The sequence below is a fragment of the Limnohabitans sp. Rim28 genome (genome assembly GCF_000293865.2).
Lineage (GTDB): Bacteria > Pseudomonadota > Gammaproteobacteria > Burkholderiales > Burkholderiaceae_C > Limnohabitans_A.
On record NZ_ALKN02000009.1, the window covers coordinates 34,757 to 60,428 of the forward strand.

The 25,672-nt window shown below is 59.9% G+C and carries 26 protein-coding genes; 8 read left to right on the forward strand and 18 right to left on the reverse strand.

The window, feature by feature from the left end; all coding sequences use genetic code 11:
* Positions 1–45: 45 nt before the first annotated feature.
* Both B472_RS11270 and B472_RS11275 read right to left on the reverse strand, forming a co-directional pair.
* The gene (locus B472_RS11270; RefSeq protein ID WP_019427026.1) at positions 46–1,800 is read right to left on the reverse strand and encodes an amidohydrolase family protein; all 1,755 of its coding nucleotides are present in this window, start codon (positions 1,798–1,800) and stop codon (positions 46–48) included.
* Positions 1,781–2,656: a bile acid:sodium symporter family protein gene (locus B472_RS11275; protein ID WP_019427027.1), complete on the reverse strand. Its 876-nt coding sequence runs from the start codon at positions 2,654–2,656 to the stop codon at positions 1,781–1,783. The genes B472_RS11270 and B472_RS11275 overlap by 20 nt, the downstream gene beginning before the upstream one ends.
* A gap of 310 nt (positions 2,657–2,966) precedes the next feature.
* On the opposite strand from B472_RS11275, the gene asd reads away from it, so the two are divergent.
* From asd to accD, 6 genes are all read left to right on the forward strand, one after another.
* Positions 2,967–4,097 (forward strand): aspartate-semialdehyde dehydrogenase, encoded by a 1,131-nt coding sequence (asd, locus tag B472_RS11280; RefSeq protein WP_019427028.1) that lies wholly within the window; start codon positions 2,967–2,969, stop codon positions 4,095–4,097.
* A gap of 78 nt (positions 4,098–4,175) precedes the next feature.
* Positions 4,176–4,961, forward strand: a complete 786-nt coding sequence (gene truA, locus B472_RS11285) for a tRNA pseudouridine(38-40) synthase TruA (protein ID WP_026039549.1) — start codon at positions 4,176–4,178, stop codon at positions 4,959–4,961.
* Positions 4,958–5,665 carry a phosphoribosylanthranilate isomerase gene (locus B472_RS11290; RefSeq protein WP_019427030.1) on the forward strand — a complete coding sequence of 236 codons (708 nt, stop codon included), beginning with the start codon at positions 4,958–4,960 and terminating at the stop codon, positions 5,663–5,665. Before truA ends, B472_RS11290 begins: the two co-directional genes overlap by 4 nt.
* Before the next feature lie 85 nt (positions 5,666–5,750).
* Positions 5,751–7,034 (forward strand): tryptophan synthase subunit beta, encoded by a 1,284-nt coding sequence (gene trpB, locus B472_RS11295; RefSeq protein ID WP_019427031.1) that lies wholly within the window; start codon positions 5,751–5,753, stop codon positions 7,032–7,034.
* A gap of 9 nt (positions 7,035–7,043) precedes the next feature.
* Complete coding sequence (trpA, locus tag B472_RS11300; RefSeq protein WP_019427032.1) at positions 7,044–7,853, forward strand: tryptophan synthase subunit alpha; 810 nt, start codon at positions 7,044–7,046, stop codon at positions 7,851–7,853.
* Between the two features lie 54 nt (positions 7,854–7,907).
* On the forward strand, positions 7,908–8,780 hold the full coding sequence (gene accD / locus B472_RS11305) for an acetyl-CoA carboxylase, carboxyltransferase subunit beta (RefSeq protein ID WP_019427033.1): 873 nt from the start codon (positions 7,908–7,910) through the stop codon (positions 8,778–8,780).
* A gap of 80 nt (positions 8,781–8,860) precedes the next feature.
* Here accD and B472_RS11310 read toward each other — a convergent pair whose 3' ends face one another.
* On the reverse strand, positions 8,861–9,409 hold the full coding sequence (locus B472_RS11310) for a YggT family protein (protein WP_019427034.1): 549 nt from the start codon (positions 9,407–9,409) through the stop codon (positions 8,861–8,863).
* 60 nt (positions 9,410–9,469) lie between these two features.
* Between B472_RS11310 and B472_RS11315 the strand changes: the two genes are divergently transcribed.
* On the forward strand, positions 9,470–10,117 hold the full coding sequence (locus tag B472_RS11315) for an LON peptidase substrate-binding domain-containing protein (protein ID WP_040505953.1): 648 nt from the start codon (positions 9,470–9,472) through the stop codon (positions 10,115–10,117).
* A 136-nt stretch (positions 10,118–10,253) separates the two neighbouring features.
* Positions 10,254–11,807, forward strand: coding sequence for a lysine--tRNA ligase (gene lysS, locus B472_RS11320; protein ID WP_019427036.1), 1,554 nt, complete (start codon positions 10,254–10,256; stop codon positions 11,805–11,807).
* Positions 11,808–11,866: 59 nt separating this feature from the next.
* Here lysS and B472_RS11325 read toward each other — a convergent pair whose 3' ends face one another.
* From B472_RS11325 to fabD, 15 genes are all read right to left on the reverse strand, one after another.
* Positions 11,867–12,193, reverse strand: a complete 327-nt coding sequence (locus tag B472_RS11325) for a hypothetical protein (protein ID WP_019427037.1) — start codon at positions 12,191–12,193, stop codon at positions 11,867–11,869.
* A gap of 18 nt (positions 12,194–12,211) precedes the next feature.
* Positions 12,212–13,297 (reverse strand): beta-N-acetylhexosaminidase, encoded by a 1,086-nt coding sequence (nagZ, locus tag B472_RS11330; RefSeq protein ID WP_019427038.1) that lies wholly within the window; start codon positions 13,295–13,297, stop codon positions 12,212–12,214.
* Positions 13,298–13,332: 35 nt separating this feature from the next.
* Positions 13,333–13,761 carry a holo-ACP synthase gene (gene acpS / locus B472_RS11335; RefSeq protein ID WP_019427039.1) on the reverse strand — a complete coding sequence of 143 codons (429 nt, stop codon included), beginning with the start codon at positions 13,759–13,761 and terminating at the stop codon, positions 13,333–13,335.
* The gene (locus B472_RS11340; RefSeq protein ID WP_019427040.1) at positions 13,758–14,519 is read right to left on the reverse strand and encodes a pyridoxine 5'-phosphate synthase; all 762 of its coding nucleotides are present in this window, start codon (positions 14,517–14,519) and stop codon (positions 13,758–13,760) included. Before B472_RS11340 ends, acpS begins: the two co-directional genes overlap by 4 nt.
* Positions 14,516–15,265 (reverse strand): DNA repair protein RecO, encoded by a 750-nt coding sequence (recO, locus tag B472_RS11345; RefSeq protein WP_019427041.1) that lies wholly within the window; start codon positions 15,263–15,265, stop codon positions 14,516–14,518. Before recO ends, B472_RS11340 begins: the two co-directional genes overlap by 4 nt.
* Positions 15,266–15,277: 12 nt before the next feature.
* Positions 15,278–16,204, reverse strand: a complete 927-nt coding sequence (gene era, locus B472_RS11350) for a GTPase Era (protein ID WP_026039551.1) — start codon at positions 16,202–16,204, stop codon at positions 15,278–15,280.
* Positions 16,205–16,329: 125 nt separating this feature from the next.
* Positions 16,330–17,040 (reverse strand): ribonuclease III, encoded by a 711-nt coding sequence (rnc, locus tag B472_RS11355; RefSeq protein WP_019427043.1) that lies wholly within the window; start codon positions 17,038–17,040, stop codon positions 16,330–16,332.
* Between the two features lies 1 nt (position 17,041).
* Positions 17,042–18,007, reverse strand: coding sequence for a signal peptidase I (gene lepB / locus B472_RS11360; protein ID WP_019427044.1), 966 nt, complete (start codon positions 18,005–18,007; stop codon positions 17,042–17,044).
* Complete coding sequence (gene lepA, locus B472_RS11365; RefSeq protein ID WP_019427045.1) at positions 18,007–19,815, reverse strand: translation elongation factor 4; 1,809 nt, start codon at positions 19,813–19,815, stop codon at positions 18,007–18,009. The genes lepB and lepA overlap by 1 nt, the downstream gene beginning before the upstream one ends.
* Before the next feature lie 493 nt (positions 19,816–20,308).
* Entirely contained in the window at positions 20,309–21,781 is a 1,473-nt protein-coding gene (locus B472_RS11370; RefSeq protein ID WP_040505954.1) for a DegQ family serine endoprotease, read from the reverse strand.
* Between the two features lie 78 nt (positions 21,782–21,859).
* Complete coding sequence (locus tag B472_RS11375) at positions 21,860–22,354, reverse strand: hypothetical protein (RefSeq protein WP_019427047.1); 495 nt, start codon at positions 22,352–22,354, stop codon at positions 21,860–21,862.
* A 14-nt stretch (positions 22,355–22,368) separates the two neighbouring features.
* On the reverse strand, positions 22,369–23,613 hold the full coding sequence (fabF, locus tag B472_RS11380; RefSeq protein ID WP_019427048.1) for a beta-ketoacyl-ACP synthase II: 1,245 nt from the start codon (positions 23,611–23,613) through the stop codon (positions 22,369–22,371).
* A 6-nt stretch (positions 23,614–23,619) separates the two neighbouring features.
* A complete protein-coding gene (gene acpP, locus B472_RS11385; RefSeq protein ID WP_019427049.1) occupies positions 23,620–23,856 on the reverse strand; it encodes an acyl carrier protein in 237 nt (78 codons plus the stop codon).
* A 61-nt stretch (positions 23,857–23,917) separates the two neighbouring features.
* Entirely contained in the window at positions 23,918–24,661 is a 744-nt protein-coding gene (fabG, locus tag B472_RS11390) for a 3-oxoacyl-ACP reductase FabG (RefSeq protein WP_019427050.1), read from the reverse strand.
* Complete coding sequence (fabD, locus tag B472_RS11395; RefSeq protein WP_019427051.1) at positions 24,658–25,608, reverse strand: ACP S-malonyltransferase; 951 nt, start codon at positions 25,606–25,608, stop codon at positions 24,658–24,660. The genes fabG and fabD overlap by 4 nt, the downstream gene beginning before the upstream one ends.
* Between the last annotated feature and the right edge of the window lie 64 nt (positions 25,609–25,672).

Consider the following 25,672-nt stretch of genomic DNA (forward strand, 5'->3'; position numbering starts at 1 on the left):
TGGTGGTCGGGCTTTTTACGTCAGACGTTTCAAAAATGAAGCGCGTCAGTTTTGGCCCATGCGCACCAAGCGCCCCGGGCGAGCCGCGGTGATCTCACCTTCGCGCTGCACCTGCTCACCCGCCACCCAAGTGGCCACATAACCCTCAGCCTTTTGCACAAAGCGCTTGCCGCCTGCAGGCAGGTCACGCACCAGTTTCGGCAGGCCCACGCTCAAACGCTTGGGGTCGATGGCATTCAGGTCGGCACGCATGCCCGGCGCGATCACGCCACGGTCGGACAAGCCTAGGTACCGGGCATTGCGGCTCGTGAGCATTTCGATCGCGGTTTCCAGGGGTAGGGATTCGCGCCCCCGATCGCGCACCCAGTGTGTGAGCATGAAGGTCGGGAAGCTGGCATCGCACACCGTGCCCACGTGGGCGCCTGCATCGCTCAGGCTGCTGAGCGCTCTGGGGTGGGCCAGCATGCGGCGCACCGCGTCGAGCGAGCCCTCGTTGTAATTGAAGATCGGGAAGTAAATCAGGCCTTCGCCGGTGCCCGCACTCAGGTGGTCGTAAATCGCCGCCAGCGGCGTGATGCCCGCCTGCTTGGCCCGCACCAGAAAGCTCTGCATGACCGAGGGCTCGTAATTGAGGGTGTCCTCCAGCGCGAACATGCGCCCACTGATGATCTCAATTTTGGCCAGCAAAATGTCCACCAGCGGCGGGATGGCGCTGCCGTCTCCAGCAAGACGCTCGGACTTTTCCGACAAGATGCGGGCCTTGCGCGCCGGATCGCGCAGCGCCTGGGCGCGCTCTGGCAAAGGCAAATGCGCCACTTCTTTGTAAGACGGGAAACCCATGAAAGGGTGAAAGCTCGCGTCCAGCCCATTGAGCACGCCAATGCCCCGAACCGCCGTTTGCATGAACAGCGGCAGACCCGCTTGCACCGCCGCTTCGACCCGCTGCTGGATCTTCAGGTATTGCTCGCCACCCGGGTCGCGTTGCAGCCAGGTCATGGACACCGGCTTGCCGCTGGCCCGCGCCAGCGCCTCCACGCTGTCGAACTCGGCGTCAAACTGATCGGGGCCGTTCAGCAGGTTGAAGTCACTCACGATCTGCACGACACCGTGGCCCAAGCCCTCAAAGGCCTGGGCCAGGCCCGTCAACTCGTCGTTGCCCGCATTCGCGGCAGGTGTGTCCTTGCCCTCGGAGGTGCGGTGGTTGTCGCTGCGCCCGGTGCTGAAACCGGCGGCACCGGCCTGCAGGGCTTCGCGCAAGAGGGCGCGCATGGCCTCGATGTCTTGCCGAGTGGCCTTTTCGTGGGCCAGGGCGCGCTCCTTCATCACATACATGCGCAAGGGGTCGTGCGGCACCTGCACCAAATAGTCCAGGCTGCGCGGCGTGGCGGCCAGCGCGTCCATGTACTGCGGAAAGTTTTCCCAGTTCCAGCGGATGCCCTCGTGCAGCGCGGCACCAGGAATGTCTTCAACGCCCTCCATCAGCTTGATCAGGTCGCCCTCGTGGCCCGGGCGTTTGGGCGCAAAACCCACACCGCAGTTGCCCATGAGCAGCGTGGTGACACCGTGGTAAATACTGGGTGTGAAGCACTCGTCCCAGGTCACTTGGCCGTCGTAGTGAGTGTGAATGTCCACAAAACCGGGCGTGATCCACAGGCCATGGGCGTCCACGGTTTGCAAGGCGGGTTGGTCCACTTGGCCCACCGCCACAATGCGGCCGCCTTTCACCCCCACATCGGCCACAAAGGCCGGCGCACCCGTGCCGTCCACCACGGTGCCGTTCTTAATCAAGCAATCGAGCATCTTTTCTCTTCCAATAAAAAGCCAGTCCCAGGCCGCTGACGATGTGCCAAATGCCCCAAAGGCTGGCCAAGGTGACCATGCCCAGATCGCTGCCAAACTGCAAGGCAATGATGCCCAGCGCCAGGCCCGAGTTCTGCATGCCGCCTTCAATCATGATGGCCCTGCGGTCGCGCTCGGTCATGCCCATGGACTTGGCGGTGGCCCAGCCCAAAAACAGGCCGCTGGCGTTGTGCAACACCACAATCAAAAAGGTGGGCAAGAGGCCCAGCGTCAGCAACTGCCGTTCCTTGATGAGACCCGCCACGATGAACAAGATCAAAGCGCCCACAGCAAAGTTGCCCATGGGCTTGCGGATGCGCTGGGTCAGCAGTGGCAAGCGGTGCGAGAACAGCAGACCCAGCGCCAGCGGAATGCCCAAGACCATCAACAAACTCAGCCAAATGCCGGACGGATCGATGGACAACTCACGCAACCAGGATGCGGTTTCAGGGTTGGCAGCAATCATCCAGCTGAAGTTGAAAGGCGTCGCAAACAGCGCAATCAAACTGGCCACGGCAGAGATGCTGACCGACAAGGCCGTGTTGCCCCGTCCCATGTGGGTGATGACGTTGCTCAAGCTGCCGCCGGGGCAGGCCGCCACCAAAATCATGGCCGCCTCCACGTTGGCGGGCAGATCCAGCGCCAGCGTGGCCAGCCAAGTGCCCACCGGCAAGAGAATGAACTGGGGAATCAAGCCGCACAAGACCGCTCGGGGGGCTTGGGCGACCCGCCTGAAGTCCTCGATCCGAAGCTCCAGCGACACCGAAAACACCATGGTGGCCAGCACCAAGCTCAAGATCAATTGTTGTGAAGTCATGCATTTTTCCTTGCGAAAAGTATAGACAGCGCCTACAAGCTGAAGACAAAGGGTTTACGCGCAGATCAAGCCACGCTTTGTCAGGTCCGCAACAGGCCATCCGCTACAATCTGAGGCTATGTTTAACCCATGTGCGTTCTCTTGGAGCCCTGCAACCACCACCCTGGTACTTGCAGATGTGGGTGCTATTTCCACAAAAACCACGACCATTAAGGGCTGATCCAGTCTGGTTCGTCGCGCGCCCCCCGGCCAGACGAGCCGGGCAAACAGTCTGGTCTGACACTGTTTTAAAAACTGAAAGGGCGTTGAAATGAGCAAGTTAGTAGGTTTGGTTGGCTGGCGCGGCATGGTCGGCTCGGTGTTGATGGACCGCATGACTCAGGAAAAAGACTTTGACCTGATCGAGCCTTTGTTCTTCTCCACATCGAACTCAGGCGGCAAAGCCCCCTCGATGGCCAAGAACGAGACCACGCTGCAAGACGCTTTCGACATCGAGCAGCTCAAACGCTGCGAGATCATCATCACCGCCCAAGGCGGCGACTACACCTCTGAAGTCTTCCCCAAGCTGCGGGCTGCGGGCTGGAACGGCCACTGGATTGATGCCGCTTCGACCCTGCGCATGGACAAAGATGCGGTCATCATCCTGGACCCGGTCAACATGCCCGTGATCAAGAACGCGCTGGCACACGGTGGCAAGAACTGGGTGGGCGGCAACTGCACCGTGTCGTGCATGTTGATGGGTGTGGGCGCCCTGTACAAAGCCGGTTTGGTCGAGTGGATGAGCACCCAGACTTACCAGGCGGCCTCTGGCGGCGGTGCGCAACACATGCGCGAGCTGCTGACCCAATACGGCACATTGAACGCCGAAGTCAAAGCCCTTCTGGACGACCCCAAAAGCGCCATCCTCGAAATTGACCGCTTGGTGGTGGCCAAGCAACGCGCCCTCACCGCGTCCGAGACCGCCAACTTTGGCGTGCCGCTGGGTGGCTCCTTGATCCCTTGGATCGACAAGGATCTGGGCAACGGCATGTCCAAGGAAGAATGGAAAGGCATGGCTGAAACCAACAAGATTTTGGGCATGGGCGAGGGCTTTGGCTCTGCGGCCATTCCGGTCGACGGTTTCTGCGTGCGTGTGGGCGCCATGCGTTGCCACAGCCAGGCCCTGACTTTCAAGCTCAAGAAAGACGTGCCTGTGGCCGACCTCGAAGCCATGATCGCCGCGGACAACGAGTGGGTCAAACTGGTGCCCAACACCCGGGAGGCCACCATACGTGACCTGACCCCCGTGGCCGTGACCGGCACCATGACCATCCCCGTGGGCCGAGTGCGCAAGCTGGCCATGGGCCCCGAGTACGTGGGCGCATTCACCATCGGTGACCAATTGCTGTGGGGTGCAGCCGAACCGCTGCGCCGCATGCTGAGGATCTTGCTTGACGCTTGATACACAGCCGCCAGTGCCCATCTGCCTGACCATCTTGATGCAACCACCCCACCCTGTCCAGACCAAGGGGTTTCGCTTGTGAGACTGGCATTGGGCATTTGTTACGCGGGCACGGCTTACCAAGGTTGGCAAAGTCAATCCACGGGTCTGACGGTTCAGGACAAGCTGGAAAAAGCCTTGTCCCAATTTGCCGATGTGCCCCGCGTGAGCACCTTGTGCGCTGGCCGCACCGATGCGGGTGTCCATGGCCTGATGCAAGTGGTGCACTTTGACACAGAGTTGGACCGCGACACCCATTCTTGGGTGCGCGGCACCAACCGCTACTTGCCCTCTGACATCGCCGTGCAATGGGCGCATGTCGTGCCAGAAAGTTTTCATTGCCGAGCCAGCGCCACCGGCAGACGCTACATCTATGTGCTGCTCGACTCGGCTGTGCGGCCCAGCCTAGAAAGCGGCCGTGTTGGCTGGGTGTACCGCCCCTTGGCCGAGGCAAGCATGCGAGAAGCCAGCCAGCATTTGCTGGGCGAACACGATTTTTCATCTTTCAGGGCCAGCAGCTGCCAAGCCCAGTCACCTGTCAAGACGCTGAGGCATATCCGGATTTCAAGGCACGGCGCCTATTGGCGCTTTGAGTTTGAAGGCAACGCCTTTTTGCACCACATGATCCGCAACATCATGGGCTGTCTGGTGACGATTGGCCAAGGCAACCAGCACCCCGACTGGATGCGCGAGGTGCTGCAAGCCCAAAGCCGAGATGCTGCTGCCCCTACTTTTTCGCCCGACGGCCTGTACTTTGCGGGCCCGATCTACAGCCCCGAGTGGGGTTTGCCCGACACCACCCCTGCTTTTGATTGGTTGCCATGAGCCTCGCCAACACGCCCTCAAACACGCCTCTGCAGCAACGCACCCGCATCAAAATGTGCGGCTTCACCCGCGAATCTGACGTGTTGACCGCCTGCGCCGCAGGGGCCGACGCCATCGGTTTTGTGCTGTACCCACCCAGCCCGCGCAGCGTGAGCATCGAACGTGCGGCCGATCTGGCCCGTTGGCTGCCCACCTTTGTGACGCCCGTGCTGCTGTTCGTCAACGACACGCCCGAACGCATCGAGGCCGCCTGCTCGGCCGTACCGGGGGCTTTGCTGCAGTTTCATGGCGACGAGTCGCCTGAATTTTGCGAGGCCATGACGCGGCTCACCGGCCGCCCGCACCTCAAAGCGGCCCGAATCCCCTTGTCCGAGGTGCAAAACTTCAACTTGCTAGAATTTGCACTCATTCATTCAGCAGCCCAAGCCCTCTTGCTCGACGCCCATGTCGACGGGTACGGCGGCGGCGGACAAACATTCAATTGGTCACTCCTGCCACCAAACGTCAATGCTCACCTCGTTTTGTCTGGTGGACTCACACCTGCAAACGTGGGCGATGGCATGCGGACCTTGCGCACGCATGGCCTGTCTCTGGCCGTTGACGTGAGCTCGGGCATCGAAGCAGGCAAGGGCCTGAAAGATGCCGACAAAATGCGGCAGTTTGTCCAAGCGGTGCGCACCGCAGACAGCACCCTCCACACCTGATCCTTTTCGGCTCGCTGAGGTACCGCTTGCAGCCCCCTCTGGCTTGCAAACCCCCAGCAGTTCCGCCCCAACTGAGCACCACACCATGTTCGATTACCAACAACCCGATGTCAAAGGCCATTTCGGCGTGTATGGCGGCAGCTTCGTCAGTGAAACCCTGACGCACGCCATCAACGAGCTCAAAGCCGCCTACGCCCAATACCAGCACGACCCGGCCTTCATCGCCGAATTCAAGTCTGAACTGGCGCACTTTGTGGGCCGCCCCTCGCCCGTTTACCATGCGGCCCGCATGAGCCGTGAAATGGGCGGCGCGCAAATCTTCTTGAAGCGCGAAGACCTGAACCACACCGGTGCGCACAAGATCAACAACACCATCGGTCAGGCCATGCTCGCCAAGCGCATGGGCAAGCCGCGCATCATTGCCGAGACCGGCGCAGGCCAGCACGGTGTGGCCACCGCCACCATCTGCGCCCGTTACGGCCTGGAATGCGTGGTCTACATGGGCGCCGAAGACGTCAAACGCCAAAGCCCCAATGTCTACCGCATGAAGCTCTTGGGCGCCACCGTGGTGCCCGTCGAGTCGGGCAGCAAGACCCTCAAGGACGCCCTGAACGAAGCCATGCGCGACTGGGTGGCCAACGTGGACAACACTTTTTACATCATCGGCACCGTGGCCGGCCCCCACCCCTACCCCATGATGGTGCGCGACTTCCAGAGCGTGATCGGCGAAGAGTGCTTGAAACAAATGCCACAAATGCTGGTCGAGGCTGGCTGCCAGGGCGAACAGCCCGATGCGGTGCTGGCCTGTGTGGGCGGCGGCAGCAACGCCATGGGCATCTTCTACCCCTACATCCCACACGACAAAACACGCCTGATTGGCGTGGAAGCCGCTGGCGAAGGCCTGGAAACCGGCAAGCACTCGGCTTCGCTGCAACTGGGCACACCCGGCGTGCTGCACGGCAACCGCACTTACATCTTGCAAGATGACAACGGCCAGATCACCGAAACCCACAGCGTGAGCGCGGGCTTGGACTACCCCGGCGTGGGCCCCGAACACGCCTTCTTGAAGGACATCGGCCGCGCCGAGTACGTGGGCATCACCGACAAGGAAGCGCTCGAAGCCTTCCACTACCTGTGCCGCACCGAAGGCATCATCCCTGCGCTGGAATCGAGTCACGCTGTGGCCTACGCCATGAAACTGGCCAAAACCATGCGCTCCGACCAATCGGTCTTGGTCAACCTCTCGGGCCGTGGCGACAAAGACATCGGCACCGTGGCCGACTTGTCGAACGCCGATTTCTACTGCCGCCCCAGCTGCCAAGGCCAATCGGTCAAAGGCGGCGAGCAGCCTGTGAACTTCGTGAAATAAGAGCCCCACATGAGCCGCATCGACGCCACCCTCTCTGCCCTGAAAACCCAAGGCCGCAAAGCCCTGATCCCGTATGTCACGGCAGGCTTTCCCCAAAAAACCACCACAGTGCCCTTGATGCACGCCATGGCCGAGGCCGGGGCCGACATCATCGAGCTGGGGGTGCCGTTTTCTGACCCCTCGGCCGACGGTCCGGTCATCCAAAAAGCGGGCGACAAAGCCCTGGCGCTGGGCATTGGCACCGTCCAGGTGCTGGCCATGGTGCGCGAGTTTCGCCAAACCAACAGCACCACCCCGGTGGTGCTGATGGGTTACGCCAACCCCGTCGAGCGCTACGACCAAAAACACGGTGCTGACAGCTTCATCCGCGACGCCTCGGCTGCCGGGGTGGACGGTGCGCTGATCGTGGACTACCCACCCGAAGAATGCGTAGAATTTGCGGCCAAGTTGCGCGCTCACAGCATGGATCTGATCTTTTTGCTGGCCCCCACCAGCACCGACGAACGCATGCAGCAAGTGGCCAAGGTCGCCAGCGGCTACGTGTACTACGTCTCGCTCAAGGGCGTGACCGGTTCGGGCACGCTCGACACCGACGCGGTCGAGGCCATGCTGCCACGCATCCGCCAGCACGTGAGCGTGCCAGTCGGCGTGGGCTTTGGTATCCGCGACGCTGCCACGGCGCAAGCCATCGGCAAAGTGGCCGACGCGGTGGTGATTGGCTCGCGCCTGATCCAGCTGATCGACGCGGCCCCGGCAGACCGGATCAACGCCGTGGCGGGTGAATTCCTCTCGGGGATTCGGCAAGCGCTGGACGCTTAAACCCAAAGGCCCGAGCCCGTTTCAACGATAATTTGCCGCTGAAGGAGAACCCTCATGAGTTGGCTCGAAAAACTGCTTCCCCCCAAAATCCAGCACACCGACCCGGCCGACCGCCGCACCGTGCCGGAAGGCTTGTGGGTCAAGTGCCCCAGTTGCGAGACGGTGCTCTACAAAACCGACCTGGAAGAAAACCAAAATGTTTGCCCAGGTTGCTCTCACCACCTGCGCATTGGCGCCCGTGCACGCTTGAACGGTTTTCTGGATGGCGAAGGCCGATACGAAATTGGCCAAGAAGTCGTCCCGGTGGACCCACTCAAGTTCAAGGACAGCCGCAAATACCCCGAACGGCTGAAAGAGGCCATGGACAATACGGGCGAAACCGATGCTCTGGTGGTCATGGGCGGCTCGGTGCACAGCATCAATTTGGTGGTGGCCTGCTTTGAGTTCGACTTCATGGGAGGCTCCATGGGCTCGGTGGTCGGTGAGCGCTTTGTGCGCGGCGTCGAAACCGCCATCGCTCAAAAAGTGCCTTTTGTTTGCTTTACCGCCACGGGTGGTGCACGCATGCAAGAAGGCCTGCTGTCACTCATGCAAATGGCCAAGACCAATGCCGCCTTGACCCGTTTGGCCAAAAAAGGGCTGCCCTACGTCAGCGTGCTGACCGACCCGACCATGGGCGGCGTGTCAGCCGGTTTTGCCTTTTTGGGCGACGTGGTCATTGCCGAGCCCAAAGCCCTGATCGGTTTTGCTGGCCCCCGCGTGATCGAAAGCACCGTGCGCGTGACCTTGCCCGAAGGCTTCCAGCGTGCGGAGTTTTTGCAAAGCAAGGGCGCGGTGGACTTCATCTGCGACCGCCGTGAGCTGCGCATGACCATCGCCAACACGTTGGCCATGCTTCAGCGCCAGCCAGCCGATGCCGTCAGTTGATCAAACACCCATTTCCACATGCAAAGGCCCTCCTCAGAGGGCCTTTTGCGTGGCGCAGCGCTCACCGCCAATTCAGCCCTTCAGCGCAAGCCACCCATTTGCAGGCCCATCAAAACAATGCCCACCATTTGCAGCGCCAGCAGCAGCACCAAGGGCGATAAATCAATGCCACCGATGAGCGGTACCAAGCGCCGGAATGGACGCAAAATCGGCTCAACCAGCCTCGATACCAAGTCATTCAAGGGGGAGTGAGGGCTGATCCACGACATGACCGCGTAGATCAAGACCAAAGCGCTCAGTGCCGAGACCACCAACTGAAGCAAACTCAAGACACTGAACCACGGCAATAACCACCAGGGTGCATGGCCTCCAGACACCAGCCACAACAAGGACACCTGAGCCAACTTGATCAGCCAAGCCCCTGCCAGGCTGGACAAGTCCCATGCCGACCAAGACGGCATCACTTTGCGCAAAGGCAGGACCAGCCAATCGCTCAATGCAAACACGAATCGGCCCACGGGCTGGTGAAATGAAATGCGTTGGCGCTGCATGAGTAAACGCAGCAGGCACGTGCCTGCCAACAAGCCTGCCACCACGTCTAAAACCAGACTGACCATTTGAAACCACATCGATTTTTCTCCTGCTCGTGCGATGATACCCAGATGCCTCCAAGCCCTCCCCCCAAGCCCATGACCCCGATCGATCTGCCCCTTTTTCCATTGGGGACGGTGCTGTTTCCCGGCGCTTTGTTGCCCCTGCAATTGTTTGAATTGCGTTACCTGCAAATGATCGGTGACTGTGAACGGCATGGCACTGACTTTGCCGTGGTCACCCTCACCCAAGGCCGTGAAGTGCACCGCCCTGGGGGGCCCACAGCGCAATTTGAAGCCCTGGGCACGCGGGTCCGCATCGAGCGCTTGGAAAGGCCCCAAGCTGGGCTGGTCAGGGTCTGGTGCCGAGGCATCGAAAAAATCAGCATTCAAAACACGCAGCAACGCAGCGACGGCTTGTGGACCGGCCAAGTACAAGCCCTGTCGCCCGAGCCTGCCGTTCAAGTACCTGAAGACCTGCAACACCTGTCGGTGCAAATGCACGAGGCCCTGACCCAGTTGAGCGCCCAGCCCAGCGAGGTGCCCCACTGGCCAGAGGCTTGGCGTCTGCAAGACTGCAGCTGGTTGTCCAACCGCTGGGGCGAATTGCTGCCCTTGCCTTTGCAAATGAAGTACCGCCTGTTTGCACTGCAAGAACCCTTGATGCGCTTGGAGTTGATCGGCGACATGGTATCGCCCTCAGCGCCGCCATCTCAGCCATCACCGCCGCCTGCGTCCAGGCCTTAAGGCAGCGCCAAGCCCAAGCCCTCGCTAACTCTTAAAATAGTGGGTTTTGCGCTTTGGCGCAATTGTGCTGATCCAAGCTTTTCCCGCCAACCAGGTTCAGGCACGCCCAGGCCCCTGATCCCAACCCCTACCCGCCATGTCCGACAAGAACGCCACCGACGCAGCCGCACCCGCCCCACAAGATGAAAACCAGCTGATCGCCGAGCGCCGCGAAAAACTCAAGGCCATGCGCCAAGCGCAGGCCGACGGCAAAGGCGTGGCTTTTCCCAACGACTTCAAGCCCGAGCACCATGCCGCCAACTTGCATGAGGCGCATGGCACCAAAGACGCAGAATCCCTGAACGGCGAAGGCGTGGCCAAGACCAGCGCCAAAGTGGCGGGCCGGATGATGCTCAAGCGCGTGATGGGCAAGGCCAGCTTTGCGACCTTGCAAGACGCCACGGGCCGCATCCAGGTCTATGTGACCCGCGACGATGTGGGTGAAGACCTGTACGCGCTGTTCAAGCATTGGGATTTGGGGGACATCGTGGGCGTGGAAGGCCACCTGTTCAAAACCCGCACGGGCGAGCTGTCCATCCACGCGACCCGCATCCGCATGCTCACCAAGAGCCTGCGCCCCATGCCCGACAAGTTCCATGGCATTGCCGACCAAGAGGTCAAGTACCGTCAGCGCTATGTGGACCTGATGACCGACGAAAGCGCCCGCAAGCGTTTTGCGGTCCGCAGCAAGGCCGTCAGCGGTATCCGTGAGTTCATGGTCCAGCACGGCTTTTTGGAAGTCGAAACACCCATGCTGCACCCCATCCCCGGGGGTGCCAACGCCAAGCCCTTTGTGACGCACCACAACGCGCTGGACCAAGAGATGTTCTTACGGATAGCGCCCGAGCTCTACCTCAAGCGCTTGCTGGTGGGTGGCTTTGAGCGGGTGTTCGAGATCAACCGCAACTTCCGCAACGAAGGCATCTCGGTGCGCCACAACCCCGAGTTCACCATGATGGAGTTCTATGCGGCCTACTGGAATTACCAGGACCTGATGGGTTTCACGGAAAGCCTGATCCGCGACGCAGCCATGACCGCGGCAGGCACGCTGGACTTGACGTACAACGGCAAGCCCGTCGATCTGAACAAGCCTTTTGCCCGCATGACCATTCGCGAAGCCATCCTGAAACACACGGAGGCTGGTGAGAATGTAGACAACACGGAATGGTTGATCAAGGCCCTCAAAAAGCTGGGCATGAACGAAGAAAAAAACAAGCTGTCCACCCGCAGCTTGGCCAGCTTGCAGGTGTTCTACTTCGAAGAAACCGTGGAAGACAAGCTCTGGGAGCCCACTTTCATCATGGAACACCCGACCGAGATCAGCCCGCTGGCCCGCGCCAACGACAGCCGACCCGAAGTGACCGAGCGCTTTGAGCTCTACATCACCGGCCGCGAGTTCGGCAACGGATTTTCAGAACTCAACGATGCCGAAGACCAAGCCGCACGCTTTCAGGCGCAAGTGGCCGCCAAAGACGACGGCGATGACGAAGCCATGTACTACGACCACGACTTTGTGCGTGCCCTCGAATACGGCATGCCCCCCGCAGGCGGCTGCGGCATTGGCATCGACCGTCTGATGATGCTGCTGACCGACAGCGCCAGCATCCGCGACGTGATCCTGTTCCCTGCCCTGCGCCACGTGCAAGAATAATCTCTAGCACCCCATGAAAAAACCCGGCCTAGGCCGGGTTTTTTGTTCACCCAATGCATTCAGGGGCGTCGGTCGGACGGCAAGCGCGGCGCGTCTTCGACCACCTCGCGGGCCTCCACATCCACGACTTGGTCCTTGCGCGAAAACGGGGTCCCTTTGCCCATGTGTTGCTCAAAATCTGGCCTGGATGCGGCACGAAAGCCACCTTGTCTGAAATTTTGGCGCATGGCGCTGAATTGCTGCCAAACCATCACCACCTGAGGCTTGCGGCCCGTCAAGAGCCAGCGCAGGGTGGCATAAACCACGTAACAAGCCAAGCCAAACAACAAGATGCCCAGAAACAAGAGCCCCAACAAACCCATGACAATGCGCGCAATCCAGTTCATGACAGTGTCCTGTTCAGGTCAAGGCAGGCGATCGAGCGCTTGCATGTAGTCGGCCGAGCGCACCAGCTCGTCCCAGGGGCGAGCGGGCGATGTGGGCAACAGGTTCAGGCGCCGCTCTTCGCTGATGTCGCTGGGCATCCAGTTCCCCTTGACGGCAGCCTCGGTCAGTGCAGCCAGCACCTCGTCCAACTCAGCACCGCCGTTCACCGCCGAACGGTTGCACAGCAAGGCCAAATCACACCCCGCCTGCAAAGCGGTGATCACCGCTTCGGCATAGCTGAGCGTGCGCCCATCCATCTGGCGTGCGGCGGCCATCGACAAGTCGTCGGTGCAAATCACACCTTGAAAGCCCAACTGACCCCGCAAAATATCTTGTAACCAACGTGAAGAAAAACCAGCTGGGCGGCTGTCCACCTTGCTGTAGATCACATGGGCAGGCATCACGGCCGTGAGCACACTGGTGAGCCAGCGGTAAGGCTGCGCATCGTCGGCCAGGATGGCTTTGAGACTGCGCTGATCGACCGGCAGCGCCACATGCGAGTCGGCCTTGACCGCGCCGTGGCCCGGGAAATGCTTGCCACAGTTGCCCATGCCCGCCTGCAGCAGGCCTTGCATCAGGCTGCGGGCCAGCAGGCTGACCTCACGCGGGTCGCGGGCAAAAGCGCGGTCGCCGATCACGCCACTCTCGCCATGATCAAGATCAAGCACCGGCGTGAAGCTGAAGTCGACGCCGCAGGCACGCAACTCGCTGGCCAGCACAAAGCCCACCGAGGTGGCCGCTTCGCAGGCTTTGAGCACACCCGAGCCGGGCTGAGCTTTGTCATCCTTGCCCCAGAGCTCACCCAAGGCTTGCATCGGCGGCAAGTGGGTGAAGCCATCGGTGCGAAAGCGCTGCACTCGGCCACCTTCATGGTCCACCGCGATCAAGAGGTCTTGTCGGATGCTTTTGATCTCGGCGCACAAGTCGGTCAGCTGCGCACGGCTTTGCCAGTTGCGGCCAAACAAAATCATGCCGCCCACCAGCGGATGGGCCAAGCGGCGGCGGTCCACCTTGGTCAATGTGGTACCAGCGATGTCGATGATCAAGGGGGCGTGGATGCGCATGCGTGTGTCAGCAGTTCAGGGTGAACAAAAGAAATTCAAGTGGGTGAGGCGCCTGACGATAGCGCCACCGGCGCCAAGGTCTCGACCACGCAAAAGCTGGCCGCGTACTCGGACTCGTCGGTCACGGTGATGTGGGCGCTGAGATTTTTGGCCTCAAACCAGTCTTTCAGGCCGCCGTGCAGCACGATGACCGGCTGGCCGCTGGGGAGTTTGCCGATCTCGCACAAGCGCCAAGTCATGGGCATGCGCATGCCCAGACCAATCGCTTTGCTGAAGGCCTCTTTGGCAGAAAAGCGCGTGGCCAGATAGCGCACACCCCGCTCGGGCCAACGGGCACTGCGGGCCTTCCAGGTTGTCAACTCGGCGTCTGACAGCACCTTGGCGGCAAAACGTTCGCCATGCTTGTCCAGGCTGGCCCGGATGCGGCGGATGTCGCAAATGTCGGTGCCGATGCCGTAGATCATGTTTTCAAGCAAGCGAGGTAAGCCTGCACAGTGGCGCTGTAGCCCATTTCCAGCGCGTCGGCCATGAAAGCGTGGCCAATCGAGACTTCTTGCAGGCCTTTGACGGCCGCCACAAAGGCGGGCAGGTTGTCGCGGTTGAGGTCGTGGCCGGCATTCAGGCCCAGGCCCGCCTGGGTGGCGGCCACTGCGGCATCGGCGTAGCGCTGCAGCTGCAGGCCTTGCTCTGGCGTGCCAAAGGCGGCGGCATAGGGCTCGGTGTACAGCTCCACCCGGTCGGCGCCCACGGCGCGGGCGGCGGCCATTTGCTCAGGGATGGGGTCCATGAAAAGGCTTACTCGCACGCCCAGGGCCTTGCATTCGTCGATCAGGGGTTTGAGGCGTTCGGCGTCCTGCGGGAAGGCCCAGCCATGGTCGCTGGTGAACTGGCCTTCGCTGTCGGGCACAAAGGTCACCTGGTGCGGCCGAACGGCACGCACATGGTCCATCAGGTTGTGGAAGGGGTTGCCTTCGATGTTGAACTCGCGCTCGGCCCAGGCTTTCATCAAGGCGGTCAGCTCGGGCACGTCGCTGGCGCGGATGTGGCGCTCGTCCGGACGGGGATGAATGGTGATGCCGCTGGCACCCGCTTGGAGGCACAGCTCAGCAGCGCGCGTGACGCTGGGAATGCCCAGGTGACGCGAGTTGCGCAACAAGGCGACTTTGTTGACGTTGACCGACAGGGCCACGCGTTGGGAAGATGTGGGCATGGAGGTGTTCATAAAGTTTGCAAGTCCAGCATCATTTGGCGGGTGCGCAATGCGCCCACACCGCAATGGTAGTTGAGCAACAGGCGCAAGGGGCGTTGCAGCTGGACCAGCAGGTCGGCGCACTCGCGCAGCAACGCGGCAAAAGGGCTGGGGGACGCGAGCGCCGCATGCAGCGCCAGCCACTGCTCGCCGCGCAAGGCGTGGCGCGGGTCATCGTTGACCCACTGCAGCCCCGCCTCTGGCACCAGCGCATAACAGTCCAGGGGGGACAAAGGCTTGAGTGTCAGCGTTTGCAGGTTCAGGGCCGGCAAGAGACCCATTTCTCTGAGCAGCAGCAGCTCAAAGCCGCGCAATGCCCATTGCAAGGCTTCAGGGTCGCCACTGGCCAGCAGGCGCACGGCAGCGGCATACACCTCGAACAAAGCTGGGTGCGGGTCGTCGCGTGCCGTCAGGCGCATCAGCAACTCATTGAGGTAGTAGCCCGACAACAGCGCCTCACCCGTGGGCATGACGTGCCCGCCCACCCATTCGGCCGACTTGAGGGTGCGGATGTCGCCATCGCCCCCAAAGGCCAGCGACAAAGGCTGCAAGGGCAGCAACACCGGGCGAAAACTGGATGAGGGCCGCTTGGCCCCTTTGGCCACCAAAGCCACCCGGCCATGGTGGCGCGTGAACACTTCCAGAATCAGGCTGGTTTCGCTCCAGTCGTAGCGGTGCAGCACATAGGCTGGCTCGTCTGCAATCCGCTTGGTGGCCATGAACGCCGAGACTTACTCGTAGCCGAAGCTGCGCACTCGGGCTTCGTCGTCGGCCCAGCCCGAACGCACTTTGACCCACAGCTCGATGAAGACCTTGGCGTCGAGCAGCTTTTCCAGCTCGACGCGGGTTTCGGTGCCGATGCGCTTGAGCTTTTCGCCCTTGTCACCGATCACCATGGCCTTGTGCCCTTCGCGCTCGACCACGATGGTGGCGGCAATGCGGAGCATGCGCTTGGCGGTACGACCGGCTTCTTCTTCGAACTTGTCGATCACCACCGTGGAGGTGTAAGGCAGCTCGTCGCCCGTCAGGCGAAAGAGTTTTTCGCGCACCATTTCACTGGCCAAGAATTTTTCGCTGCGGTCGGTGAGTTCGTCCTCGGCATGCCACCAAGGCTGCTCGGGCAGGTATTTTTCGCACACATCGAGCAAACGCTCAATGTCTTTGGGCTGTTTGGCCGACATGGGGAAAAACTCGGTGAAAGCATGGCGCTCTTGCATCTCGCGCAGCCAAGGCGCGATGTCGCCTCGGCGGTGGACGTTGTCGAGTTTGTTGGCGACCAACAAGACCGGAATGCCGGGCTTGAGCAAGGCCAGCACTTTGGCATCGGCCGTGGTGAAGCTGCCTGCCTCCACCACAAACAAGACCAAGTCCACGTCGGTCACGGCGCCCACCACTGTTTTATTCAGCGACTTGTTGAGTGCAGTGCCGTGGATGGTTTGAAAACCGGGTGTATCCACAAACACATATTGAGAGGCGCCTTCGGTGCGGATGCCGGTGATGCGATGGCGCGTGGTTTGGGCTTTGCGTGAGGTGATGCTGATCTTTTGACCCACCAAGGCATTGAGCAAAGTGGACTTGCCCACGTTGGGCTTGCCCACAATGGCGACCAGGCCGCAGTGTTGGCCTGCGACCGGCAAGGGGGCCGGTGCAGCAGGCATCGGGGGCAAAGAAGCGTCTTCAGAGGAGGAGCGTGGCTGAATGGTCACACCCGCGATTTGCACGGGGCGGCGCATGGCTTGCTCTTGGGGCATGCGTTCGGATTCGGCGGGTTTTTTATCGGTGCTCATGCGGCGCTTTCGGATTTCAGGTGGTGCAGCATGGCGGCGGCCGCTGCTTGTTCGGCCGCGCGACGCGACGCGCCCGAGCCCTGTTGGGTTTGGCGCAATTCGGTCACTTCGCAAGAGACCTCGAACTGCTGGCGGTGCGCCGCGCCAGATGTACCAACCACGGTGTATTTGGGCAGCGCGAGCTTGCGCCCCTGCAACCACTCTTGCAATTCCGTCTTGGGGTCTTTGCCCACGGCCTGCATATCGGGCTTGATGTCCACTTTGGCAAACAGGCGCTCGACCAAGGCCTGTGCTGCTGCATAACCACCGTCGAGGTAGACCGCACCGATGACGGCTTCGACCGCGTCAGCGAGGATAGAGGGACGACCTTGACCGCCAGAGCGCATCTCGCCTTCACCCAAGCGCATCACAGCAGGCAAATCCAGCGTTTTGGCCAGTTGGTGCAAGGTGTCCTGCTTGACCAAATTGGCCCGCACCCGCGACAAATCGCCCTCGGGCAAATTGGCCAATTGGGTGTACAACAGGTGCGCGACCGAGAGGTTCAGCACCGAGTCACCCAAGAACTCCAGGCGCTCGTTGTGGTCGGCGCTGAAGCTGCGGTGAGTGACCGCTTGTTGCAACAAGCTGGTCTGGCGGAATGCGTACCCCAGGCGTGTTTGCAACTCCGACAAAGACAAGGTGACAGGGGTGGAGGTGTTCACACTCACCTCAATTGAAAGCGCCGATGCGCTTGAGGTTGCCAAAATTCATCCAGACAAAAAAGGCTTTGCCCACGATGTTGGCGTCCGGCACAAAGCCGAAGTAACGGGAATCCAAGGAGTTGTCGCGGTTGTCACCCATCATGAAGTAATGGCCTGCGGGCACTTTGCAAGTCACGCCTTCGACCGTGTAGTTGCAGTTTTCGCGCCCTGGAAACTGGTCAGCCCCGGGCACAAAGGCCGGACGGTCATCGTCTTGCAAGGTCTGATACGGCTTGGCATCCAAGGTTTCACGGCGGTGCTTGTGATAGCGCATGGTGGATTCGTCAAAGAAATCGGGCAAGACTTCGGTCGGAACAGGTTTGCCGTTGATGCTGAGCGTTTTGTTGATGTAGGCGACCTCATCGCCCGGAAGTGCGATCACGCGCTTGATGTAGTCGACACTGGGCTTGGGCGGGTAACGGAACACCATCACATCACCGCGCTGCACAGGGGTGCCCTCGGTCAGCTTGCTGTTGGCCACCGGCAAGCGAATGCCGTAATGGAATTTGTTGACCAGAATCAGGTCGCCAATGTGCAGTGTGGGGATCATGGAGCCCGAGGGGATTTTGAAGGGCTCAAACAAAAATGAGCGCAATACAAACACCACCAAAATCACCGGAAACAGGCCTGCTGTCCAGTCCAGCCACCAGGGCTGCATGAGCAGCTTCTCGCGGGACTCGCGGATGTCCGTGTCCACTTTGTCGATGCCCATTTTGGCCAGCTCAGCACGGCGCTGGGCCGTTTCAGCCTCCAAATGCGCCACGGCTTTCAGGCGCTGGGGCAAGAAGACAAATCGCTCTGCCAGCCAATAAATGCCCGTGACCACCGTGGCCAAAAGCAATAGAAGGGCAAAGTTACCCTCCAAAAACCCCAGGTACCAAGAACCGGCATAGCCGACAAAAGCGGCCAAGACCATAGACGTGATGAACTGCATCAATCTTCCACCTGCAAAATGGCCAAGAATGCCTCTTGTGGCACCTCAACCGAGCCAATTTGTTTCATGCGCTTTTTACCGGCTTTTTGTTTTTCCAGCAGTTTGCGTTTACGCGAGATGTCACCACCGTAGCACTTGGCCAAAACGTTTTTGCGCAAGGCCTTGATGCTCTCTCGGGCAATGATGTTGGCGCCAATGGCCGCCTGGATGGCCACGTCGAACATCTGACGGCTGATGATCTCGCGCATTTTGGCCACCACCGCCCTGCCCCGGTACTGAGACTGGGAACGGTGCACGATGATGGACAAGGCATCGACTTTTTCGCCGTTGAGCAAGATGTCGACCTTCACCACATCCGAGGCGCGGAACTCTTTGAACTCGTAGTCCATGGAGGCATAACCCCGGCTGACCGATTTGAGCTTGTCAAAGAAGTCCAGCACGATTTCGCCCAAAGGCATTTCGTAGGTCAGCATGACCTGACGGCCGTGGTAAGCCATGTTCATCTGGACGCCACGTTTTTGGTTGGCCAGCGTCATCACGGGGCCGACATAGTCCTGCGGCATGTACAAGTGAACGGTGACGATGGGTTCTCGAATTTCTTGCAACTTGCCTTGGTCGGGCATCTTGGAGGGGTTTTCCACCATGAGGACTTCGCCACCGGGTTGGACCACTTGGTAGACCACGCTGGGTGCAGTGGTGATCAGGTCTTGGTCAAACTCGCGCTCCAAGCGCTCTTGCACGATTTCCATGTGCAACAAGCCCAAGAAACCGCACCTGAAACCAAAACCCAGCGCTTGCGAGACTTCGGGCTCGTAATGCAAAGACGCATCGTTGAGCTTGAGCTTTTCAAGAGCGTCTCGCAAACCGTCGTATTGGTTGGCTTCGGTCGGGTACAAACCGGCAAACACCTGCGGCTGGATTTCCTTAAAGCCAGGCAGCGCCTCAGCGGCCGGCCCTAAATTGTTGGGCAGCTTCTTTTCCAGGGTCACGGTGTCGCCCACCTTGGCCGCCTGCAACTCCTTGATGCCCGCGATGATGTAACCCACCTCGCCTGCCCGTAAAGACTGACGCGGCTCGTTGGCGGGTGTGAAGACGCCCAGGCTGCCCGCTTCGTAGACGGCATTGCTGGCCATCATTTTGATGCGCTCGTTTTTAAGCAACTGTCCATCCACCACGCGCACCAACATGACCACACCCACATAGCTGTCGAACCAGCTGTCGATGATCATGGCGCGCAGTGGCGCATCGGGATTGCCCTTGGGCGGTGGAATTCGGGCCACCACGGCTTCGAGGATTTCCTCAATGCCCATGCCGGTTTTGGCCGAGCAGGGAATCGCATCGGTGGCATCGATGCCGATCACATCCTCCACTTCGGCTCTGGCGTTGTCCGGGTCGGCATTGGGCAAGTCCATCTTGTTGAGCACGGGCACCACCTCCACACCCAGGTCGAGCGCGGTGTAGCAGTTGGCCACGGTTTGGGCTTCCACGCCTTGGCTGGCATCGACCACCAGCAAAGCGCCTTCACAGGCCGACAAGGAACGCGACACCTCATAGGAGAAGTCCACATGGCCGGGGGTATCAATCAAATTGAGGTTGTACACCTGTCCGTCTTTGGCCTTGTATTGCAGCGCGGCTGTTTGCGCTTTGATCGTGATGCCGCGCTCTTTCTCAATGTCCATCGAGTCAAGCACTTGCGCTTCCATTTCGCGTGCTTCCAGACCGCCACAGCGTTGGATCAGCCGGTCTGCCAGCGTGGATTTGCCATGGTCAATGTGGGCAATGATCGAAAAGTTTCTGATGTGATTCATCAACGAAGTTCTGCAAGTAGGAGTGGATCAATGATCCGGAAAAGAAAAAAGGGCGCGTCTGGTGGTGACGCGCCCTGAACCAACAATCAATGGCAACTGCGATAGTTGGGTCCTCATTGTAGGCAAATTGGCCCACTCGCACACCCCCAACTCTGGGCTCAGCAGGACGTTGCAGACTTGCAACACAGAATTTACACACAACTTATCCACAACTTGATGAGCTTCAAAGTGAACAACTTGTGGGCTGTCTGTGGATCATCGGTGGACACCTGTGTGAAATATCGCATGGTGAATCCAGACCTGCTTTGAGTGCCATGAATCGTCGTTCAAGACGGGTGATTTTAGCCAAATTCGTCATGACTGGCGAAAAATGTTAGCAGGCACGAACATTTAAAATTATGATGATTAGGTTAAAAAATTAAAAAAAACCTGAAAGACCCCACAAGCCTAAAACCCATCGTGATGTCAGGTTTTGTGGGGGCATGGGTTGGCCTCAAGGTGCAGGACGAATGGTGACAAAGTCAGCCGCATTGCCTCTGCGAATCAACACACTGACGGGTTTGGTCTTGTCCATACGGGCGACCAAGGTCTCCAAAGACTGCACCGAAGCCACCTCGGCATTGGCAACGGCCAAGATCAGATCGCCCTCTCGAATGCCCGCACGGGCTGCGGCATCCACCGCCGCATCGACACGGACACCCGCCCGAACGCGGGCTTCTTTGCGCTGTTCGTCGGACAAATCACTCAAAGTGAGGCCCAAATGCGCAACCGTCGCAGGTGGCGTCTTTTTCTCGGGCACCACAGCCGCGGTTTTTTCGGGTTCCACCTCGGCCACCGTCACAGACAGGTCGCGGTTGCTGCCACGCCTGAAAACGGTGAGTGTGACGCGGTTACCGGGTGGTGTATTGCCCACAGCGCGAGGCAAATCTGCAGTTTTCTCAATGGCTTTGCCGTCAAAACGCAGGATGATGTCGCCAGCTTCCAGGCCCGCTTTTTCTGCGGGAGAGCCCTCCTCGACGCCCCGGACCAAGACACCTTGCGCCTTGCCCAGACCAATAGATTCGGCCACATCCTTGGTCACTGGCGCGATTTGAACCCCGATTCGGCCACGCGTGACACGCCCGCTCTTGCGCAACTGGTCACTCACACGGGTGGCTTCGTCCATGGGAATGGCGAAAGAAATGCCCATGAATCCGCCTGAACGCGAATAGATCTGGCTGTTGATGCCCACCACCTCACCGCGCATGTTGATCAATGGTCCACCCGAATTGCCAGGGTTGATGGCCACATCGGTTTGAATGAAGGGTAAAAAATCACCCGTATCACGTTGTTTGGCACTCACGATGCCGGCGGTGACGGTGTTATCCAAGCCAAAAGGCGAACCGATGGCCATGACCCATTCACCCACGCGCAGGCGACTGACGTCCCCCACTTTCACAGCCGGCAAGCCCGAAGCCTCGATTTTCACGACCGCCACATCCGTTCTTTTATCCGCGCCCACAATGCGCGCCTTGAATTCACGCTTGTCAGGCAAGGTGACCAAGACCTCCTCTGCGCCGTCCACCACATGGGCGTTGGTCATGATGAAGCCGTCAGCGCTCAAGATGAAACCTGAACCCACGCCTCGAGGTTGGGCCTCTGGTGAGGGTGAGGGACGGTTGGGTCTTGGAGCCTGCCTTGGCGCATTGGGCATCGGCACACCAAAAAATCGCCGAAACAACTCTTGCATCTCCTCATCGGCCCCTCCCGGGGCGGGCGCTGTGGTTCGCGCTTTTTCAAGGGTGCGGATATTCACCACCGACGGGCCAACCCGCTCAACCAATTCCGTGAAGTCTGGCAAACCTCTGACCAAAGCACTGGATGATTGCGCCCAAGCCGGGCCCGCGGGGATCAGGGCCAGAGCCGATACCAAGGCACTGCTCAACACGGCTGCTGCTGCAGCTTGGGTCCAATTTCTTTTGATCACGAAAGCCTCCTTGTCGTCTTTAAAAAGCGGATTCAATTCAACATCACTTGGGGCATAAAACGAGCGATTCAAGGTGGGTCAGTGGCGGTCAAACCCCAAGTCATTTTTGAGCGCATTGGTCTTTGGGCGCGAATATACAGCGCATCTAAATCCATGCCACTTTGAGGGCATCGCATCCGCTTGCAGCCACGCACTGGTCAAGGGTCCCTTCGCCCTGCCCTGATCGTCCACCTTCTTGACCCACAACAAAAGACCCGCGCCTGTATCCCACGCCACCGTCAATTGGACGGCCTGAGATGACCCTGACACAGCATGCTCGGCTTGCCACACCCATGCATCACCGGTCCAGAACAAGCTGCCCCCTGAAATGCCTTGTCTAGGGACCCAAAACGCAGCAGCCACACCACACAACAGCCAGACGCCCCATGCCAATGTCACCTGCAATGGGGTCACTTGGCTTTGGATTTGCCAAGCGATCAATCCCGCAGCTGACAGGCCGAGGGCCAACATCAACACCCATCGACCCCAAACAAAACGCCCCACCGGGAAAGCCACTGGTGGGGCGTTGTGCATGGTCTTGTCTCAGATCAGACGCGTTTGAACACCAGAGAGCCGTTGGTGCCCCCGAAACCAAAGTTGTTTTTCAGGGCCACATCGATTTTCAGGTCGCGCGCCGTGTTGGCACAGTAGTCCAAATCGCACTCAGGATCGGGGTTGAGCAGGTTGATCGTCGGCGGCACTTTTTGGTGGTACAGCGCCAGCACAGTGAACACGCTCTCAATACCGCCAGCGCCCCCTAACAAATGTCCGGTCATGGACTTTGTCGAGCTGACAACGGTTTTGTAAGCGTGGTCGCCCAAAGCCGCCTTGATGGCATGGGTTTCGTTGATATCACCCAACGGCGTCGAGGTGCCGTGAGCGTTCAAGTAGTCGATCTGGTCGGCACGGACACCCGCATTGCGCATGGCATTGAGCATGGCGCGGCGTGGGCCGTCCATGCTGGGCGCGGTCATGTGGCCAGCGTCGGCGCTCATGCCGTACCCCCCCAGCTCGGCGTAAATTTTCGCGCCTCGGGCTTTGGCATGTTCGTACTCTTCGAGCACCATCACACCAGCGCCTTCGCCCAACACAAAACCGTCGCGGTCCTTGTCCCAGGGACGAGAAGCAGCTGCAGGGTCGTCGTTGCGGGTTGATAAAGCCCGCATCGCAGCAAAGCCGCCCACACCCAATGGCGAGACGGTGCCTTCGGAGCCCCCCGCGATCATCACGTCGGCATCGCCGTACTCGATCAAACGGCCGGCTTCGCCGATGCTGTGCAGACCGGTGGTGCAAGCCGTGACCACGGCCAGATTCGGGCCTTTGTAGCCATGGCGCATCGACACGTGACCCGAGATCATGTTGATGATCGAGGCGGGCACAAAAAACGGGGAGATGCGTCGTGCACCACGTGCGGTGTATTCGATGTGCGTTTCTTCGATCAGCGGCAGACCACCGATGCCGGAACCGATCACCACACCCGTGCGGCAAGCTTGTTCTTCACCCAAGGCATCGCCAGTGGGCAAGCCGGCGTCTTGGATCGCTTGGGCAGCTGCAGCAATGCCGTAATGAATGAACCGGTCCATGGTCCGCGCCTCTTTGGCGCTGATGTAGGACTCGAGGTCGAAATTTTTGACTTCACCCACGATTCGGCAAGACATGGCCGAAGCGTCAAAACGGGTGATGGGACCGATACCGGATTGACCGGCAAGCAGGTTGGTCCATGCATCAGCGACCGTGTTGCCCACGGGGCTGACGCATCCCAAACCCGTGACAACAACGCGGCGCCGGGTCATCGTCGATCAGGCCTTCTTGCTTTGGGCGTAATCGATTGCAGCTTGCACCGTGGTGATTTTTTCTGCATCTTCGTCAGGAATTTCGATGCCGAACTCGTCTTCGAGTGCCATCACCAGTTCCACCGTGTCCAAGGAGTCGGCACCCAGATCGGCCACGAAGGCTTTTTCGTTGGTGACTTGTGACTCTTCAACGCCAAGTTGTTCGGCAATGATTTTCTTGACACGTGCTTCGATATCGCTCATGGGGTCCCTCTGAGGGTTGTGAAAAATGAAGATTTTACCTGTCCGGAAGGGGTTCCGGGAATCAGGCCATGAACATGCCACCATTGACATGCAATTCTTGTCCGGTGACATAGCCAGCTTGCGGCCCGGCCAGGTAAACCACCGCGTGGGCGATGTCATCGGGTTGACCCAGATGGCCCAGAGGTATCTGGCCCAGCAAGGCTTTGTGTTGTTCTTCGGGCAGGCTGGCCGTCATGTCCGTGGCGATGAAACCAGGGGCAACGCAGTTGACGGTGATGTTGCGGCTGCCCAGTTCGCGGGCCAAAGCACGGGTCATGCCCGCCACACCGGCCTTGGCCGCCGCGTAGTTGGCTTGGCCTGGATTGCCCGAAGCGCCCACCACACTGGTGATGTTGACGATGCGACCATAGCGCTGCTTCATCATGGGGCGGATCACGGCGCGGCTCATGCGGAACACGGCCTTGAGGTTGGTGTCGATCACCGCATCCCAATCGTCGTCCTTCATGCGCATGGCCAAGGTGTCACGGGTGATGCCCGCATTGTTGACCAGAACCTGCAAACCGCCGTGCTCTTTCACGATAGCGTCGATCAGGGATTCACTGGCGACTGCGTCGTTGACGTTCAGATTGGCACCCCGACTGCCGGGAAAGGCCGACAACGCTTGGCTGATTTTGGCAGCCCCGTCGTCGCTGGTTGCAGTACCAATGACCAAATAACCAGCCTGGGCCAGCTGCATCGCGATGGCAGCACCGATGCCGCGAGAAGCGCCTGTGACCAGCGCAACTTGTTTTTGTGCTTCGCTCATACCAACAGTCCTTTCACTTCAGCCAACGTGGCCGGGTCAAAAAGTGCCACGCCGTTCAATTCAGGGTCAATGCGCTTGGTCATGCCGGCCAACACTTTGCCCGGGCCGCACTCCACCAGCGTGGTCACGCCCCGGGCTTTGATGGCCTGAACGCACTCTACCCAACGCACTGGGCCAAAGGCTTGGCGGTACAGCGCATCGCGGATGCGGTCCGCATCGGTTTCGATGGCCACATCGATGTTGTTGAGCACCGGGATCTGCGGCACGCCTAAAGTGAGGGTGGCCAGCTTGTCACGCAGCTTTTCGGCGGCAGGTTTCATCAGGCTTGAATGGAAAGGCGCAGACACAGGCAAGATCAGTGCTCGCTTGGCCCCCATGCCCTTGAGCACTTCGCAGGCTTTGTCCACCGCCGCTTTGCTGCCCGCGATCACGGTTTGTGCGGCATCGTTGAAGTTCACGGCTTCCACCACTTCTGCACTGCCAGCACCAAAGGTGGCTTGAGCAGCTTGACAGCCTTCGATCACTTTGTCCGAGGCCAAGCCCAAAATCGCGGCCATGGCGCCCACGCCCACGGGCACGGCTTCTTGCATGGCAGCGGCACGCAGGCGCACCAGCGGCGCTGCTTGGGCCAAGGTCAAAACCCCCGAAGCCACCAAGGCGCTGTATTCGCCCAATGAGTGACCGGCAACCACCGAGGGCTGGGCACCGCCTTCGGCCAACCAAGCACGGTAGGCCGCCACAGCCGACACCAGCATCACAGGCTGGGTGTTGGTGGTCATGGCCAGCGCTTCTTTGGGGCCTTCGTGGATCAGTTGGCCCACGTTTTCGCCCAAGGCGTCTGAGGCTTCTTTCAAGGTTTCAAGGACCACAGGGTGGTCGCCCCAAGCGTCCAGCATGCCGACAGATTGGGAACCTTGGCCAGGAAAAACAAAAGCAAATGTGGTCATGTGCAAATTCGGTATCTGGAATGAACTTGGTCTGGCCAACAAGCAGCGCAGACCCAATTTGTCA